This is a genomic window from Paenibacillus ilasis (assembly GCF_043195395.1).
GTDB classification, from domain to species: Bacteria; Bacillota; Bacilli; order Paenibacillales; family Paenibacillaceae; genus Paenibacillus_AQ; species Paenibacillus_AQ lautus.
Map to the genome: position 1 here is coordinate 1,976,621 of NZ_JBHDJG010000001.1, position 16,668 is coordinate 1,993,288.

Sequence of the window (16,668 nt, forward strand, 5' to 3'; positions counted from 1 at the left end):
TAGGAACATGAGCATCCATAAAGAAGCGGCTTCCAAAAAATCGACAATGGCCTGCCCGTCCACTTATAAAACCTTCAGTCTGGCCGTACAGGCGCTGGTTACGCTTGAACGTCACTCCGGCAAATGCTCAAGCGGCGATATCGCATCGTATCTGCATTCGGAATCGACTTTGATTCGACGGGTGCTGAAAACACTTGCGCAAGCCGATATGATTGAATCGCGTGAAGGAAGAGACGGCGGATACCGGCTAAAGAAGAATGCCTGCGACATTACGCTGGCTGAAGTTTACTCGATTCTTCAGGTCCACAGCTCCATCAGCGACAGTATGCTGGATGCAGCTTCCGGACATTGTTTTGCCGAGGAAATCAAGGAATCCTTTGTCGGAATTTTATCCGAGATTGAGGACAGCACCCTGAAAATACTGGAATCCCGCACGATTGCGGACATGGCTCAGTGAACCGTTCAAAATGTTGTTGACAAAGAAATTCAGTCTGCTATATACTGTGCATAAATCAACACAGTTAGCTCGCGATTTAAACTGTGCAAAAAAATGCACAATATAATTTTGGAGGGGAAAACCATGTCAACAATAACAAAATCCGATTTTCAAACCGTGATTCGGGAACGCCACTCGGTTCGTCAATATGACCCGTCGGTAAAGATTCCAAGAGAAGAGATGGAAGCCATCCTTAGGGACGCTACACTGGCACCTTCCTCAAGCAACCTTCAGCCATGGCGCTTTCTGGTGATTGATGATGCTGAGCTTTTGAAGAAGCTGCATCCGATTGCCAACAATCAGGAGCATGTTCTTCAAGCCTCGGCCGTCATCGCCGTATTGGGCGATCTGAAATGGTATGAAAAAGGCGAGAAGATTTATTCCATGTCTGAAGAAGCCGGTTATATGACTGAAGAGGTGAAGGAACGCTTCATTTATACGGCCGAAAATATGTATGCGAACCTGGACCCATCCGTTAAAGAAAGCATCGTGGATGTGGATGCCGGATTGATCTCCATGCAGCTGATGCTGAGTGCACGGGCCAGAGGGTATGATACGGTACCGATGGGCGGATATAACAAAGTTCAATTCGTGGAAGAGTTCAGTATTCCTTCCCATTATCGCAGCGTTATGTTGATTGCCATCGGGAAAGCAGCCGCTCCAGGTCGGCCAACGGTAAGATTGCCGCTTGAAGACGTTGCTTTCTGGAATGAAATCTAAAACATAAGCAAAAAGAACGGAGATCCTGTTTGATGATCTCCGTTCTTTTGCGTTGATATGATCGATGCTCATGATTCGTGAACTAAATCTCTTGATTCATGTGTGAAGCATGCAGTTATAGAGCAGCGTGTTACTTCGGAAGTTTCACTGCTCCGTGCAAGAATAGATCTACGATCTCAACAGCCATATCACGAGGGCTGGCATAACCGCTTCGGGTATCTTCACGATTGCCCAGCATCAGCATCGCCGAAAAAGCCTGCGCCATGAGCAAAGGATTGCCTTCCCGAAGTTCACCAGAACGCATGGCTTGATTAAATCGATCGGCGATGACTTCATGAATGCGCTGTTCCGCCTCACGGATAGCGGCCATCTGCTCCTGGGATAAAAAAGGCTGTGCTTCCCGCATCATGGTCTCCATCTCGGCATGAGGCTTGGCAATCTTCGCTTCGGCTACCCGGATCAATCCAGACTCTAGGGTATCGGCTTCCTGCAGAAACTGACGAGTAGAAGCATATGCTTTATCTAGAATCGTGGTTACCGCTATTTTAAACAGCTCGGGTTTACTTGTGAAATGATAGTAGATGGAAGCCTTGGTCACTTGGCAAGCCTTCGCGATCTGCTGCAAGGATACGGGCTCGTAGCCATTTTCCATGAATAACTTGGAGGCGGTCCAGAGGATGGTTTCCTGGATAGGAGCCTGATCGGCAGCTGCTTTGGGACGCCCGGGATTTCGGGGGTTTCGTATTTTTGTCATGATGACCTCCTGTGTATAGTGTAAGACATGCAGGTCGTTTTTTCAAAATGAATATTGAAAATTAACCTACCGGTATATATAATTAATTTGCGCGGTTTGTTTTCAGTCTTACAAAGAAAGAAACAAGATCATGATAAAGAACATCACGGAATGGAGAGGATCTACAAATGCACGGATCAGGACCGAATTACGGTAAATGGGTTGCAGGGAAGCGAAGCAAATGGGTCACGCTCTGTGTATGGGTACTCATCGCACTGGCGTTGAATTTGCTATGGCCGGCTGTTGCAGATAAAGAGGATAACAATGCAGCCAACCTGAAGGAGGATGCTCCATCCGTCATAGCGGAAGCCATTGCCGATAAGGAATTTCCTAGCAACGGGGGAGTACCGGCTCTCATCGAGTGGCATAAAGCCAATGGATTGAACGAAGGGGATTTAACCAAGCTGCAGGAGTTGACGGCGAGCCTGGAATCCGATCCGCTCCCGTATCAAACCTTCGTTGTTCCTTTCCATCAGCTGCCTCCGCAGGCTTTAAGCGCCCAGTTGTCAGAGGATCAGAGCACGCTGGTGATGCCGCTATTTTTTGAAGAAGACCAGGAGACGGACCAGCTTAAGGAAGGAACGGCAGAGCTTGAGAAGCGCTCGGAACAATTGCTGGGCGGTAATCCGTTTCAGACGGCCATCCAGAGCGGAGACGGAATCAGTGCTCGCGTAACAGGTCCGGTTGGAATCTCTATTGATGCAACCGGATTGTTTGAGGATGCCGACGTGTCGCTCATGATTGCAACCGTGCTTCTGGTGCTGATATTGCTGCTGCTGATTTACCGTTCACCGATTCTTGCCCTAATCCCGCTTGTAGCAGTCGGTTTTGCCTATATGGTAACTAGCCCGATTCTCGGTTTTATGGCGGATCAAGGCGTAATCACCGTGGATTCCCAATCCATCGCCATTATGACCGTGCTGCTCTTTGGAGCCGGGACGGATTATTGCTTGTTCCTGATTTCGAGATTCCGCCAGCTGCTATGGCATGAACCCGATAAACGCAAAGCCTTGTTCCAGGCGATTACGAGTTCATCGGGCGCCATCGCGATGAGCGGCTTCACGGTTGTTTTGTCTCTGTTTGCGCTGCTTCTGGCTCAGTACGGGGCATACCAACGATTTGCGGTGCCTTTCAGCTTGTCAATTCTGATCATGTTCATAGCCAGTCTGACATTGGTACCGGCATTGTTGGCTATTTTCGGGAGAGGTTCCTTTTATCCTTTCATTCCGAGAACGCCGGAGATGCAAGCGGAGCGCGCCAAGAAAAAAGGAAAGCCGGTTCCTGCACCGCACAAAGAGAAGGAGAGCCGGATTGGCCGTATGGTGACAACGAAGCCATGGACCGTCGTCTTGGTAGCATTAGTATTGCTGGGTGGACTTGCGACCTTCTCATCCCAAATCAAATTCACCTACGATCTCCTATCCTCATTCCCTGAGGATGTTCCTTCCCGCGAAGGATTCACCGTCATCGGCGAACAGTTCTCCGAAGGAGAGCTTGCGCCGGTTCGGCTGATGGTGGATGGCGCCGGGCAAGCTTTAGATCTTGAAGAACGTCTGAAGGCTCTGGATTATGTGGATCGTGTATCCGAACCGCAGAATGGGGCGGAGAATAACGATATTATCGGTTATGAAATCGAGCTATCCATGAATCCTTACTCTATGGAAGCGATGCAGCATATTCCGGATCTCAGGGAGATCGCGGAGGTTTCACTTGAGAAGGCAGGAGTCGAGAATCCGGCGGAAGCCGTGTGGATCAGCGGTCAAACGGCTACCCAGTATGACACGGAGATCGCGGGAGAACATGATGCCAAACTGATCATTCCCGTCGTTATCGGCTTGATTACGCTGCTGCTTCTGGTATATCTGAGATCGATTGTAGCAACCGTCTATCTGATTGCCACAGTCATCTTGTCTTATTTCTCCGCCTTGGGGCTTGGCTGGATTATCATTCATTACGGTTTGGGGGCAGAAGCCATCCAAGGAGCCATACCGCTGTATTCGTTTGTATTCCTGGTCGCGCTGGGCGAAGACTACAACATATTCATGATTTCGAGCATATGGCAAAAACGGAAGCAGATGCCGCTGAAGCAGGCGATTAAAGAAGGCGTGGGCGAGACGAGTTCGGTTATCACCTCAGCCGGTTTAATCCTGGCAGGGACCTTCGCCGTACTGGCCACGCTTCCGATTCAAGTATTGGTACAGTTTGGGATCATAACGGCCATCGGTGTTATGCTGGATACGTTCATTGTAAGACCCTTCCTGGTACCCGCGATCACAACGCTCCTGGGCAAGTGGGCTTTCTGGCCAGGCAAACAACAGTTGGTTACCGAAGAGAAATCTACATTGACCGTTGAGAATAAAGCGTAGCCTTAACTTAATAAGGATTTCTTGTGACAACCACCTCATCTTAAGGTTATGTAAGAGATGAAGGTGGTTGTTGCCGATTTTGACGAGTGTGAAGGGGGGTTAGTAAGATAAGGAGGAGGCTTCATGACATCGTAGATTCTATGTGCAAAAGAAGGGCCCTTAACGGAGTTGTCAAATATTTATCTCGATGGTGAACGGCAAGCAATTCATTTCTCAACAAGAGGTCTTGAACAGACAGTGAAATCAAGTCCCCCTGCAATAGGTGCTCACTTACAAGAACATCAGGCAAAATCGTGATGCCGAATCCAGCCTTGGCAGCTTCGATCAATGCTAGGGAATTTACGCTTGTCCAGGCAGGTTGCGCGGTATGTCCGGACAAATAAAGAACGCTGTCTAAAGTATCGCGGATCGCACTTCCCTTTTCACGCAACAATAGTTTTTCAGAGCAAAATTGTTGCAGAGTCAGCTCCTTGTGCGTGATGAGATAGTCAGGGGCGCACACAACATATAACGGATAGGAAGCAAAAGGGATGCATGTAAAAGGCCCTTGGGGAGCCGCACCTTCAATCAAAGCGATGTCAGCTTTGCCGTTTCGCAATATTTCAATGGCATTCGCTGCGCTGACCACATCGACATGGATCAGTATATCAGGCCAATCTTTTTGAAAGGCTTTCAAGATTTTTGGTAACCAGAACGCTGCAATGGTAATGCTGGAAACGATGTGCAGGGGAGCTTGTTTTTCCAAACAGCTGATCCGTGCATCTAATGCTTCGCACGAAGATAGAATCGGTGTAACTTCCTCCAGCAAAAGCCGGCCGCTTTTTGTAAGCTGAACGCTTTTTGAAAGTCGGTCAAACAATGCTGTTTCTGCCTTTTCTTCCAGTTCACGTATGGCATGAGAAACTGCCGATTGCGTGATATATAACCTTTCCGCAGCCCTTGTGAAGTTTCCCGTTTCTGCTACTGCCTGAAATATTTCAAAATGTCGAAGAGTCATCATTGATGCTTCCCCTCTCATGAATAAAACTAATCGTTATTGCAAAATAATATCATTTTACTAATCGATCATCAACCTCCATAATAACAGGGTGACAAGGAGGCGAACTGATGATAAGCCAAAGAACCAAACTATATCTCTGGCTTCTGGGCATAAATTTGTTTATCAGCACATTTACATTTGGCGGTGGGTATGTTGTTGTTCCGATGATTCGGAAGTATTTTGTATCCAGGAAAAAACTACTCAGCGAAGATGAACTCGTTAATATGGCTGCTATCGCACAGTCCTCACCAGGAGCAATCGCAATCAACTTGTCAACTCTCGCAGGGTTTCGGGTAGCGGGGATGACGGGCGCTGTAATCAGCTGTATTGCTGCTGTCATTCCATCCCTCGTCATATTGGGATTCATCTCCACGTTCTATGTTGCGTTTGCGGCGGATCCGTTAATCTCCGCAGTATTGAGAGGAATGCAGGCAGGCGTTGCAGCCCTTATCGTTGATTTCGTTGTGGATATGTGCAGTATGATGATCCAAGAACGTTCTCTATTTCTTACTCTGATGATTCCGGCAGCATTTTTAGCGAATTTTATCTTTGAAGTCAATGTAGCCATTATCCTCATCTCGTGTTGTTTTTTATGCATAGTGCGAGTGCGACTTAATGAAAGGCGGCAGAAATAATGGGGGAACTATTGAAACTGTTATGGGTCTTTTTTCAAATCGGTTCGTTCAGTATCGGGGGTGGGTACGCCATCATCCCGTACATTCAGGAACTGGCAGTTCAAAAATACGCATGGGTATCACAAAGGGTTTTTACCGATATCATTACCATTTCGCAAATGACACCCGGCCCATTAGCAGTAAACACCTCCACATTTGTTGGCTTACAGGTCGCGGGGATACCAGGCGCAATGATTGCAACTTTCGGCTGCGTGATTTCAGGTGTCGGCATTTCTATTTTGCTGTATCGCTTTTTTCAAAAATTCAATAAATCGATCTATGTGTTTGAAGCTTTGAATGGCCTGAAGTCGGCTTCACTGGGGCTTATTATTTCGGCTGCTGCAACCATATTGCTAATGACGTTTCTTGGGACTTCAGCAATAAACGTGGCTTCTAAAGTGAATGGGATTGCTGTAAGTGTATTTACAGGATCTTTGTTTGTATTGAGAAAATGGAAGATGAATCCGATCCTTCTCATGGTTCTGACGGGGATACTGGGAGGCATTATTTATTAAAAAAAGCTTCGCGGCTCGTCGCGCAGAAAACAGCGGAGCTGATACTCCGCCGTTCCGCAAGTGTTAGTAGGATGGGATCGAAGTTATCCGATCGAGGAGGGATCAAGGAGCCAGGTTCCGGCTTGTTTGAATAAATGCTTGCGTAGCATACGTTTTTCGCGCTTGTTTGTGTGATCTCAAACATAACTTATGTTATGTAAACTAAAAATTAAAATCAGTTAATACGAAAAATATAGCATATAGCAGAAGGGATGGGGTTTCATGGAAATGATCATATCCTCACTTTACTTAACTGGATTTTAGGCTGCCTTCATCTCTCGTTAAGGTTTGGACCTTATACTAAGTATGTCACTACAAGTGATGGAAGGAGCAACGCAGATGAATAAGAAAAACAAAATGAGCATGTGGTCGATAGGACTTGGGAGTGCTTTTCTGATGATGATGCTAGCTAACCATGACAATGTGCATGATGGACAAGCCCGATCCGGTATCGCTTCAAGTGCAGTCAGATCCAATATTGCCATCCAATCCGTTGATAAGAGCCCGGCAGTCAAAGTGCCCGAGAACCAGGAAATAACCCCCGAAATGATTAATCAATTCTTAAAATTAGTGGCAGAGACATAAGATAGTGTTGATTCTCTATACGTAACGGTTTTGAAGACCAGTTCCCTACTGAGGGGGCTGGTCTTTTTGGCGTGGGGCTCAATAGAGTTCTTAAACAGAGCGATTTTGCGGCAGCAGATGATCAATAATCAATCGGCTGTAATTTTTTTCGAATACAGGAACCCATGTTCTTGTCATATCTTCCCAGGAAGCTTATTATTATCAAGAGGGTTAACCTGAAGCGGGGGGATTATAGACGAATGCAAAGCGATCACACGTTAAACAGCAAGCGAAGGACCACGGGGGTTGGCATGTACCGGGAGATGTTAATCCGATACGTATTCCCGCATAAGAAACTGCTGGCAGCCCTAACGGTGCTGCTGTTATTTTCAATCGGGCTGCAACTGATAAATCCGCAGATCATCCGGTATTTTATCGATACGGCTCAAGGAGAGGGAAGTCTGACGTCCCTTTACTATGCGGCAGGTTTTTTTATCGTATTTTCATTGCTCCAACAAGGCGTTTCTATTGCGGCTGCTTACTATAGCGAGAATCTGGGCTGGACGACAACCAACAAGCTTCGCGCTGAATTGGCGGAGCACTGCCTGTCGCTGGATATGAGCTTTCACAAAACCCAAACGTCGGGTTCTTTAATCGAACGGGTCGATGGCGATGTGAATGCGCTTGCCAATTTCTTCTCCAGCTTTATTATCCATCTGTTCGGCAATCTGCTCCTTATGATCGGAATTCTGGCTCTTCTGTATCGGGAGAACTTCTGGATTGGATTTGTCATGACCGTGTTTGTTGTCGGCAGCATTTACGTCATTCAACATATCCGGCGGTTTGCAATACCGGTATGGAAGCGCTGGCGCGAGCTGAATGCGGATTTCTACGGATTCATTGGCGAACACCTCGAAGGCACTGAAGATACGCGTGCTAACGGGGCGGCAGGATATGTCATGAATCGATTCTACGAGATGGCCAGGCGGATGCTGCCGGTTCGCGTTCGTGCGTTCATCGGATTTTTTCTGATGTGGAGCACAACGATATTGGTGTTTGCGCTTGGCAATGCGGCCGCATTTATCGTCTGCGCCATACTATGGAAGAACGGACAAGGCGGTTTGACAATCGGCTCCATATATTTAGTGTTTTATTATACCGAGCTGCTAGCCAAACCGATCGAGAAGATCCGCACCCAATTGGAGGACCTGCAAAAGGCAGATGCCAGCTTGATGCGAGTCCGGGAGTTGCTTGCAACCGAGCCCCAGATTAAAGACGGACCCGGAGCTCCGCTTCCGGCAGGCCCGCTATCGGTGGAATTCCGCAACCTAAACTTCACCTATGAAGAGGGCGGGCAGGCTACGCTCGAAAATCTTCAGCTGCGGCTCGAGCCGGGCCAGACTCTGGGGCTGCTCGGGCGCACAGGCAGCGGCAAAACGACGATCGCCCGCCTGCTGCTGCGTTTCTATGATCCTCAGGAGGGAAGCATCGAGCTGGCAGGAACGGATATCCGGGTCTGCAAGCTTCATGAACTGAGGCGCAAGGTCGCGATGGTTACGCAGAATATTGAGATTTTGGAAGGGACTGTTCGTGATAACCTGACCTTGTTTGATGAAGGCATCGAGGATAGCCGAATTATATCCGTGCTAGAGGAGCTTGGGCTTGGAGACTGGTATGCTTCGCTTCCCGAAGGGCTCGATACGAGCCTGGCCTCGGGCGGTGGGAGCCTGTCGGCCGGTGAGGCCCAGCTGTTGGCGTTTGCCCGCGTCTTTCTGACGGATCCGGGTCTCGTCATCCTTGATGAAGCATCGTCCCGCCTTGATCCGTTAACGGAATACCGGATTGAAGCAGCCATTACGCGTCTGCTGCAGGAGAAGACATGTATTATCATTGCCCACCGCTTGGCCACGGTTCAGCGTGCCGACCGGATTCTTATTCTGGAAAATGGCAGAATGCTCGAAAGCGGTCGCCGGGAAGAGCTTGCCTCAAACCCGCAATCACGGTTTAGCCGCATGCTTGCCGTTGGAATGGAGGAGGTGCTGGCATGAAAACAAGACATTTCTTCTGGAGGCTGATTCTGTACCGGCCGGGTCTGTATCTTATCAACCTGCTGGCATGGTCCCTTATTCATATGGCACCGCTGGTTCCCGGATTGTTAACCAAAGCTTTCTTCGACCATTTGGAAGGTACATATGCTTTTCCCTACGGCGTTTGGGCAATTGCCGTGCTGCTCATTGGCGCTGCATTAGCCCGAATTGCACTGATCTTCGGCGGTTTCATGACAGACGTGCATTTCCGCTTCCGGATCAGCACCTTGCTTCGCCGCAATATGCTGTCCCATGTCATGAAAGAGCCTGGAGCACGGGCAATACCTTGCTCGCCCGGAGAAGCCATCAGCAATTTCCGGGATGACGTCGATCAGGCCGAAGAAGCGACAAGCTGGTCCGTAGATACGTTAGGACTTATCGGTTTCGTCATTGTTGCCAGCTGGATTCTTATATCCATCGATTTGCAGCTGACGATTCTCGTATTCGTTCCTTTGATATTAGTGGTCACTGCGGCCCAGATTGCGACCGCACGCATTCAGAAATACAGGGCGGCAAGCCGGGAATCGACGGCCAAGGTAACCGGTGCGATCAGCGAAATGTTTGCCAATGTGCAAGCCATTCAAGTCGCAGGGGCTGAGAAACGCGTAGTGGAACGGTTTGTAAGCCTTAGTGAGAAGCGGCGCCAGTCCATGGTGAAGGATAAGCTGTTAACGGAAACCTTGTCTTCCGTATTCACCAACTCCGTCAATCTCGGCACAGGATTGATCCTCGTGCTTGCGAGTCTTAAGATGCGAAGTGGCGATTTTACGGTCGGGGACTTGTCGCTCTTTGTATATTATTTAACTTTTGTCACACAGCTTATATCGAACGTTGGCAACTTCATGACTTACTACAAGCAGATGGGCGTCAGCTTTCAGCGCATCCAATCCATGCTGCAAGGGGCACCGGCTTCGCTGCTTACGGCAGCCAATTATATCGGTATCGGTAAGTTTAAGAACAAACGGAATAAAGAGAAGGAAGCTCATCCTAATCGCTGGGCACAGAGAGATTCGTTGACCAATGGAAGACACAATCCTTCCGCTGTTTCCGTTGCCGAAGACGGCATGGAAACGGCTATTATCGAGGCACCGCCCCTCTCGCTGCTTGAAGCGCAAGGGCTGTCGTATCAATATCCCGAGACCGGACGCGGCATCTCGAATATTAATCTGACCCTGAAGCGTGGTACCTTTACTGTCGTTACAGGGATGATCGGCAGCGGTAAAACGACGCTGGTTCGCACCCTGCTGGGCTTACTGCCAGCTGAAAAGGGCGAGATCCGGTGGAACGGTGAGAGGATAACAGAACCCGCTGATTTCTTTATACCTCCACAGAGTGCGTATACTGCGCAGATCCCCAGGCTGTACAGCGATAAACTGCGTAACAACATCCTGTTAGGTATAATCGAGGAGCCGGGCAGTCTGGACCGCGCACTACATGCGGCTGTAATGGAAGAAGATATCAAGCATCTGCAGCAGGGCCTGGAGACGATGGTAGGACCACGAGGAGTCAAGCTGTCCGGCGGTCAAGCTCAGCGGACAGCGGCCGCAAGGATGCTGGTACGGGACGCGGAGCTGTATGTATTTGACGATTTATCCAGCGCATTGGATGTTGAGACCGAGCGTAAGTTATGGGAGCGGCTGTTCAGCGAGCGCGGCGGGGCGACTTGCCTTGTCGTATCACATCGAAAAGCAGCACTTCACTATGCGGACCATATCATCGTGTTGAATGGCGGAGAGATTGAGGCTGAAGGCACGGCAGAACAGCTGCTGGCTTCAAGCGAAAGCTTCCGGCAGCTGTGGTATGGCGAAGAAACAGGTTAATAAGCAAGATTGCAATCGATAGAGTAAAAGATGTATCCATTTCACCAATGACAGAGGAGATATCCCCCATGCAAAAAGCGGAACAAATTCAGCTGGAATTCCGTTCGGCAGAACACCTGCCTATCTTGAATGAATTCGAGCTTCCGGATGATCAAGTCCAATTTACCGCTCATCCGAAAGAAGCATTAAACCTAGTGGAAGGTCAGTTTCCCATCGTTATTTTAGCTGATGATCATCCTGTCGGCTTCTTTATCCTGCACGCCACGGAGCGCGTCAAGGAGTATACTAGCAATTCTCATGCCATGCTGCTTACTGCCTTATCCATTGACCATCGTCAGCAGCGTAAGGGGTATGCCAGAAGAGGGATGCTTGCGCTGCCATCGTTCATTCGAAGTCAGTTTCCTTCCTGCGATGAAGTGGTGTTGGTCGTGAACCATAAGAATGTTCCGGCTCAGCAGCTGTATGAACGGGTTGGTTTCGAAGATACGGGCAGAAGAAGGATGGGGCCTATCGGAGAACAATGGGTTATGAATATAACCATCTGAAATAAAATGCCGCAAAGACGCCTGGTCTTTGCGGCATTGCTTTATTTAACTTGGTTGACGCTCCGCCAGGTCGCTTCCAAACTTGAAGCGATATACTCCAGAATCGGTTTGCTGTAGAAATAACCGCTGTGTGACAGGGGATTCCAGCAGGTTAACCAGTTTCCCACGTTAACGGATATATCGTTACGTACGGTGCGGTCATACGCTTCATTTATACTCTTAATGGGATAGGCCAGTATATCGTCTTTATCATAGAAATTGACCCATTCCCCCAGCAGCTGATCATGATAGTGCTTCAGCTGCCCGGAAGGGACGTCAATGGGCTTGTCAAAATCACGATACCGCATGCTCCATAGCGGCAAGGTGGTTCCCAGCGTATAGAATAATGTCAGGAGCTCTCCTCGCTCCAACGGAGCTTCCGGGTCAACGACCAGGTGATGCCCGCGGGAGGAGAATTGCAGATCATAGAAGAAATTGCTGGCGATTACAGATCCCAGGCTATGAGAGATTACGCATAATGGAGCCTGGGGACCGGCAGAGAGGGCAAGTCGGTGCAGCGCTTCACTGATTGTCCGATGAATGGCTTCGTAGTTCTGATCCTCGGATTCCACGGGTTGGTAAGCAACGGCATCCGCCAGATTGTGGATCACGTACTGCCGAAGGTGCTGATAACGTAAACGGTAAGGTTTAATGCTGCTGCTGATTAACTCAGACTCGCGTGCTGCGAATACATCGGCCCAATGAACAGCCTCCATGGCCAGTTGCTCATGCGGAATACCTGAGGTTCGGGAGAAGGTTTCTCTCAACTTTTTCATAAATTTATCCGCATAGTCTTTCTTTTGTGTTCCCAATCCGTGTACAATGATCACTGCAATTTTTTGCTTCATCTAACTGCAGCTCCCTTCATCGGAAATGGAATGAATGGATATCTTTTACTCTTTATACGCGATTTGTACTCGAATTGTAAATAGGTTATTACAGTACGGGTGAAACCGGTAAGGTCCGTAGCACTTTAGAGTCATTCCGTCCAGGGCCGAATTTGATTACAATGAAGGGATAACCAGTGGTAACATGATAGATAAAGAGGCAGGTACATTCATGTTTAGATTGAATTAGGAGGCAGGGTATGTCCTATAAACAAATAAAATGGTTGATTCTGATCATTCCCACATTGACGATTGGCATTTGGGAGTATGTCAGGCATGAGTTCCTGCTGCCTTATATATCGATGGATCTTGGCAATCTGCTGGCACCTGTTATCGTGTTCTTGGTTTCCATTCTGTTTCTTACTCAGTTGTTCTCATTGATTGAACGGAACCAGGAGGAACTGAACCAATCCAGGGCATTGCAAGCAGCCATGCATGAAAGGGAGAAGATTGGCCGGGAGCTCCATGACGGAATCGCCCAATCCTTATTCTTGCTGAACGCACAGATTGACCGAATTGAGAAATCGGGGCTAACCGGCGAAATTCCATACCAGGAAATTAAGGAAAGTGTTCACCGAACCAATGCCTACGTAAGAGAAGCCATCGCTAATCTCCGATATCCGGCAGATCCGCAAGCCATTCCGTGGATGCATAGCATGAACAGCTTAATTGAGGAAATCAAGCAGGAGACGAATCTGCATTTCGACGTTCAGTGGGGAATCCCGGATGACATGCTGTCCGCCAAAGAAAAGGTGGAGCTGCTGGCTTCGATCAGGGAAGCCTTATTGAATATCCATAAGCATGCCGAAGCAAAGCACGTGAAGATAACCGCGACAGCGGCGGATTCGAGCTGGCACTGTTCTGTCAGCGATGATGGCAAAGGTTTTGAGTTGGACAAGCCGCTCGGCAGCAACCGGTATGGAATCAAAATCATGAAGGATCGGGCCGAGGCCATGGGCTGGAAGTTCATGGTGGAAAGACATAACCACAAGACGATAATCAGCATTCGGAAGGAGAGAACCGCATGAACGAGCAGCCTTTTCGTGTGTTAATCATCGATGACAGCGATCTTGCGAGAGAAGGCATTCGCACCATTCTAAGCAGCGACCCGACCTTTGAGGTCGTGGCCGAAGGACAAAGCGGCGAGGAAGCGCTGGAGCTGACCGAGTTATGGATGCCTGATATTATCCTCATGGATATTCAGATGCCTGGGATGGACGGATTGGAAGCGACCAAGCGAGTGAAGGACAAATTTCCTTACGTTAAAATTGTCATGGTTACGGTGTCCGACGACATCGCACATTTGTTTGATGCACTGAAACGTGGAGCCCAAGGCTATTTGCTGAAGAATCTGAATCCCGAATCATGGCACGAATACCTTAAAGCCATTGCCGTGGACGAAGCACCGATGAGCAGGGAACTAGCTTTCCGTATATTGAAGGAGTTTTCGCAGTACGATAAGCCGGACCCAAGCAATAGTCCACTTACGGCCCGGGAAAAAGAAATTTTGGGACTTGTAGCCGAGGGATTGTCCAACCGCGATATTTCGGTAGCCTTGTGCATATCCGAGAATACGGTCAAGAACCATCTGAAGAACATTTTGCAAAAACTGCATTTGGAAAATCGGGTACAGCTGACCCGTTATGCCTACGAACAAGGATGGATGGGGAAAAAATAACGGTCACGCTCTTTCGCTAAGATAAAAGCAAAGAATGATTGTAAGCTAGAAAGGCGTCGAAGGAGGGCGTGCGTTTATTTCTGTTTAACAAGGAATATGCCCAGCCCAATGATACCGATGCCGGCCCAATTTTTCCAGGTTGGAACTTCCTTCAGGAACAAATAAGCCACCCCTAACGAGATTAGGATTTCGAGGCACTTGGAGAAGATCAACGTATAGCCTAACTGGTCGGTGGCTTTAAATCCATAACGGATCCCGTATCCGATGCACATGTTGGCCATAAGGAACAGAGGAAGCATGAATAACTGAAACTGCAGCGTAGGCCAGAACAGGTGCTGGATAAACTTGGTTTGGTACGAGAAGACAAGGTTGATGATCGACAGTCCGCCGAAGAGTAGACCGACACTATAAATATAAAACATAAAGCGCCTCCTGTAACGATGTCTTTGCAGTACGCCATTAATGTTTCCATACAGCAACTTTTTTATCCAAGGACAATGAGGCCAAAGTTCTCTTGCGTGATATCATGACAGCTTGTCATAAGGATTAGATTCTTAAGCCGTCTCGAAAAAAAAGGATGACTCCCTACTGAGGGGAGTCATCCTTTTAAATATAATGTTACGGCATTTCATCACTTTCAGTTTAATATCCATGTTTAACTACAGATCATTGGCTTCATTAGTGAACTTGGTGAAGCCTGCTGTACACACCGCCGGAATGAATCAATTCCTGGTGCGTCCCCTGTTCGGCAATGCCCTCGGAATTGACGACGATAATCCGGTCCGCGCTCTGAATGGTGGTGAGTCGGTGAGCGATCACCAGCGTTGTTCTGCCGACGGACAGCTCAGCCAGAGACTTCTGGATTTGCGCTTCCGTTTCCGTGTCGAGTGCCGACGTGGCCTCGTCCAGGATCAGAATCGGCGGGTTCTTAAGGAACATTCTTGCAATGGACAAGCGCTGCTTCTGACCGCCTGACAGCTTAACCCCGCGTTCGCCAATCACCGTTTCCATACCGTCCGGCAGACTTCGGATCAGTTCATCCAGCGAAGCACGCCGTGCGGCTTCCCAGATTTGCTGGTCCGTTGCCTGTAAGTCGCCATAAGCGATATTGTCGCGGATCGTACCGGAGAACAGGAACACATCCTGCTGCACGATGCCAATATGCTTGCGGAGGTTTTGCAATTTGATATTCCGGATATCGATTCCATCCACCGTGATCGTGCCCTGATCCACATCATAAAAGCGGGGGAGAAGGCTGCAGATGGTTGTCTTACCCGCACCGGATGGTCCGACAAACGCAACCGTTTCTCCGGCATGGATCGTGAGATGTATGTTATTCAGTATCGTCCGGGAGGGTTCGTAACCGAAGGTAACGCCTTCAAAGCGGATATCTCCCCGCACGGAGGAAAGGGATACGGCATCAGGCACATCGGCGATCTCCGGATCGGTATCCATAATCTCCAGGTAGCGTTTAAAGCCGGCAATTCCTTTTGGATAGCTCTCAATGACTGCATTGATCTTCTCGATCGGACGGAAGAAGATGTTGGAGAGCAGCAGGAAGGCCATGAATTCACCCATTTCAATTTTGCCCTGGATGAAGAACCACGCGCCGCAGATCATGACGAATACCGTGATCAAACGCATCAGCATGTAGCTGATGGACGTGCTTTTTGCCATTGTTTTATAAGCCAGCAGTTTGGTTGCCCGGAATTGCTTGTTCTCTTCCTGAAACAGTTTATTCTCATGCTCTTCGTTCGCAAACGATTGAACCACGCGGATACCACCGACATTGTCTTCGATGCGGGCGTTGAAATTCCCTACATTACGGAACAGTTGCCGATAGGTCGTGGTCATTCTGCCGCCGAATTTAATGATCAGCCATGCCATCAGCGGCACGATGATAAAGGTCAGCAGCGCAAGCTCCAGGTTGATGTAAGCCATTAAGGAGAAGGAACCGAGCAGCGTCATAACGGCGATGAATACGTCTTCCGGTCCGTGGTGGGCTACTTCTCCCACGTCATTAAGATCATTCGTGATGCGTCCCATGAGATGTCCGGTTTTGTTGTTATCAAAGAAACGGAAGGAGAGCTTCTGAATGTGGGAGAACATTTTTTCCCGCATATCCGTCTCGATATTAATCCCGAGCATATGCCCCCAATAAGTGACGATGTATTGCAGCGCGGTATTCAGCGCATAGATCGAGAGAAGGACGATGCAGGCAATCAGGATCAGCGGCCAATCCTGGCTTGGCAGCAGGTCGTCAATAAATTTGCTGACGGCAAGCGGGAAAGCAAGCTCCAGCAGTCCGGCAATAACGGCGCACGTAAAATCCAAAATAAACAGTCCCTTGTAGGGCCGATAGTACGAAAAAAACTTTCTGATCAAGAATTATCACGCTCCAAGTTC

Annotated in this window: 16 protein-coding genes; 11 read left to right on the forward strand and 5 right to left on the reverse strand. The window is 48.7% G+C overall.

Annotated features, from left to right (window positions below):
• The first annotated feature begins 7 nt into the window (after positions 1 to 7).
• Positions 8 to 457, forward strand: a complete 450-nt coding sequence (locus ACETK5_RS09320; RefSeq protein WP_127593148.1) for an RrF2 family transcriptional regulator — start codon at positions 8 to 10, stop codon at positions 455 to 457.
• A 123-nt stretch (positions 458 to 580) separates the two neighbouring features.
• Positions 581 to 1,216 carry a nitroreductase family protein gene (locus ACETK5_RS09325; protein WP_394055240.1) on the forward strand — a complete coding sequence of 212 codons (636 nt, stop codon included), beginning with the start codon at positions 581 to 583 and terminating at the stop codon, positions 1,214 to 1,216.
• A gap of 130 nt (positions 1,217 to 1,346) precedes the next feature.
• Here the strand turns inward: ACETK5_RS09325 and ACETK5_RS09330 are convergent, their stop codons facing one another.
• Positions 1,347 to 1,970 (reverse strand): TetR/AcrR family transcriptional regulator, encoded by a 624-nt coding sequence (locus tag ACETK5_RS09330; RefSeq protein WP_100537637.1) that lies wholly within the window; start codon positions 1,968 to 1,970, stop codon positions 1,347 to 1,349.
• A 167-nt stretch (positions 1,971 to 2,137) separates the two neighbouring features.
• Between ACETK5_RS09330 and ACETK5_RS09335 the strand changes: the two genes are divergently transcribed.
• A complete protein-coding gene (locus ACETK5_RS09335; RefSeq protein WP_394055243.1) occupies positions 2,138 to 4,375 on the forward strand; it encodes an MMPL family transporter in 2,238 nt (745 codons plus the stop codon).
• Positions 4,376 to 4,496: 121 nt separating this feature from the next.
• Here ACETK5_RS09335 and ACETK5_RS09340 read toward each other — a convergent pair whose 3' ends face one another.
• Entirely contained in the window at positions 4,497 to 5,375 is an 879-nt protein-coding gene (locus tag ACETK5_RS09340) for a LysR family transcriptional regulator (RefSeq protein WP_394055245.1), read from the reverse strand.
• A gap of 107 nt (positions 5,376 to 5,482) precedes the next feature.
• Here ACETK5_RS09340 and ACETK5_RS09345 point away from each other — a divergent pair, with 107 nt between their 5' ends.
• The 6 genes from ACETK5_RS09345 (at position 5,483) to ACETK5_RS09370 (ending at position 11,658) form a co-directional block, all read left to right on the forward strand.
• On the forward strand, positions 5,483 to 6,049 hold the full coding sequence (locus ACETK5_RS09345; protein WP_394055247.1) for a chromate transporter: 567 nt from the start codon (positions 5,483 to 5,485) through the stop codon (positions 6,047 to 6,049).
• A complete protein-coding gene (locus tag ACETK5_RS09350) occupies positions 6,049 to 6,603 on the forward strand; it encodes a chromate transporter (protein ID WP_100537634.1) in 555 nt (184 codons plus the stop codon). Before ACETK5_RS09345 ends, ACETK5_RS09350 begins: the two co-directional genes overlap by 1 nt.
• 378 nt (positions 6,604 to 6,981) lie before the next feature.
• A complete protein-coding gene (locus ACETK5_RS09355) occupies positions 6,982 to 7,227 on the forward strand; it encodes a hypothetical protein (protein WP_127593143.1) in 246 nt (81 codons plus the stop codon).
• Positions 7,228 to 7,466: 239 nt separating this feature from the next.
• Entirely contained in the window at positions 7,467 to 9,254 is a 1,788-nt protein-coding gene (locus ACETK5_RS09360; RefSeq protein ID WP_394055250.1) for an ABC transporter ATP-binding protein, read from the forward strand.
• Positions 9,251 to 11,113, forward strand: a complete 1,863-nt coding sequence (locus tag ACETK5_RS09365; protein WP_394055252.1) for an ABC transporter ATP-binding protein — start codon at positions 9,251 to 9,253, stop codon at positions 11,111 to 11,113. The genes ACETK5_RS09360 and ACETK5_RS09365 overlap by 4 nt, the downstream gene beginning before the upstream one ends.
• 68 nt (positions 11,114 to 11,181) lie before the next feature.
• Positions 11,182 to 11,658 carry a GNAT family N-acetyltransferase gene (locus ACETK5_RS09370; protein WP_100537630.1) on the forward strand — a complete coding sequence of 159 codons (477 nt, stop codon included), beginning with the start codon at positions 11,182 to 11,184 and terminating at the stop codon, positions 11,656 to 11,658.
• A 41-nt stretch (positions 11,659 to 11,699) separates the two neighbouring features.
• On the opposite strand, the gene ACETK5_RS09375 is transcribed toward ACETK5_RS09370, so the two are convergent.
• Positions 11,700 to 12,545, reverse strand: coding sequence for a chemotaxis protein (locus ACETK5_RS09375; RefSeq protein ID WP_100537629.1), 846 nt, complete (start codon positions 12,543 to 12,545; stop codon positions 11,700 to 11,702).
• A gap of 239 nt (positions 12,546 to 12,784) precedes the next feature.
• On the opposite strand from ACETK5_RS09375, the gene ACETK5_RS09380 reads away from it, so the two are divergent.
• Positions 12,785 to 13,612 (forward strand): sensor histidine kinase, encoded by an 828-nt coding sequence (locus tag ACETK5_RS09380; RefSeq protein WP_100537628.1) that lies wholly within the window; start codon positions 12,785 to 12,787, stop codon positions 13,610 to 13,612.
• Positions 13,609 to 14,262 carry a response regulator gene (locus ACETK5_RS09385; protein ID WP_100537627.1) on the forward strand — a complete coding sequence of 218 codons (654 nt, stop codon included), beginning with the start codon at positions 13,609 to 13,611 and terminating at the stop codon, positions 14,260 to 14,262. Before ACETK5_RS09380 ends, ACETK5_RS09385 begins: the two co-directional genes overlap by 4 nt.
• Before the next feature lie 74 nt (positions 14,263 to 14,336).
• Here ACETK5_RS09385 and ACETK5_RS09390 read toward each other — a convergent pair whose 3' ends face one another.
• Complete coding sequence (locus ACETK5_RS09390) at positions 14,337 to 14,684, reverse strand: hypothetical protein (protein WP_100537626.1); 348 nt, start codon at positions 14,682 to 14,684, stop codon at positions 14,337 to 14,339.
• A 256-nt stretch (positions 14,685 to 14,940) separates the two neighbouring features.
• Positions 14,941 to 16,647 (reverse strand): ABC transporter ATP-binding protein, encoded by a 1,707-nt coding sequence (locus tag ACETK5_RS09395; RefSeq protein WP_100537625.1) that lies wholly within the window; start codon positions 16,645 to 16,647, stop codon positions 14,941 to 14,943.
• Positions 16,648 to 16,668: the final 21 nt, after the last annotated feature.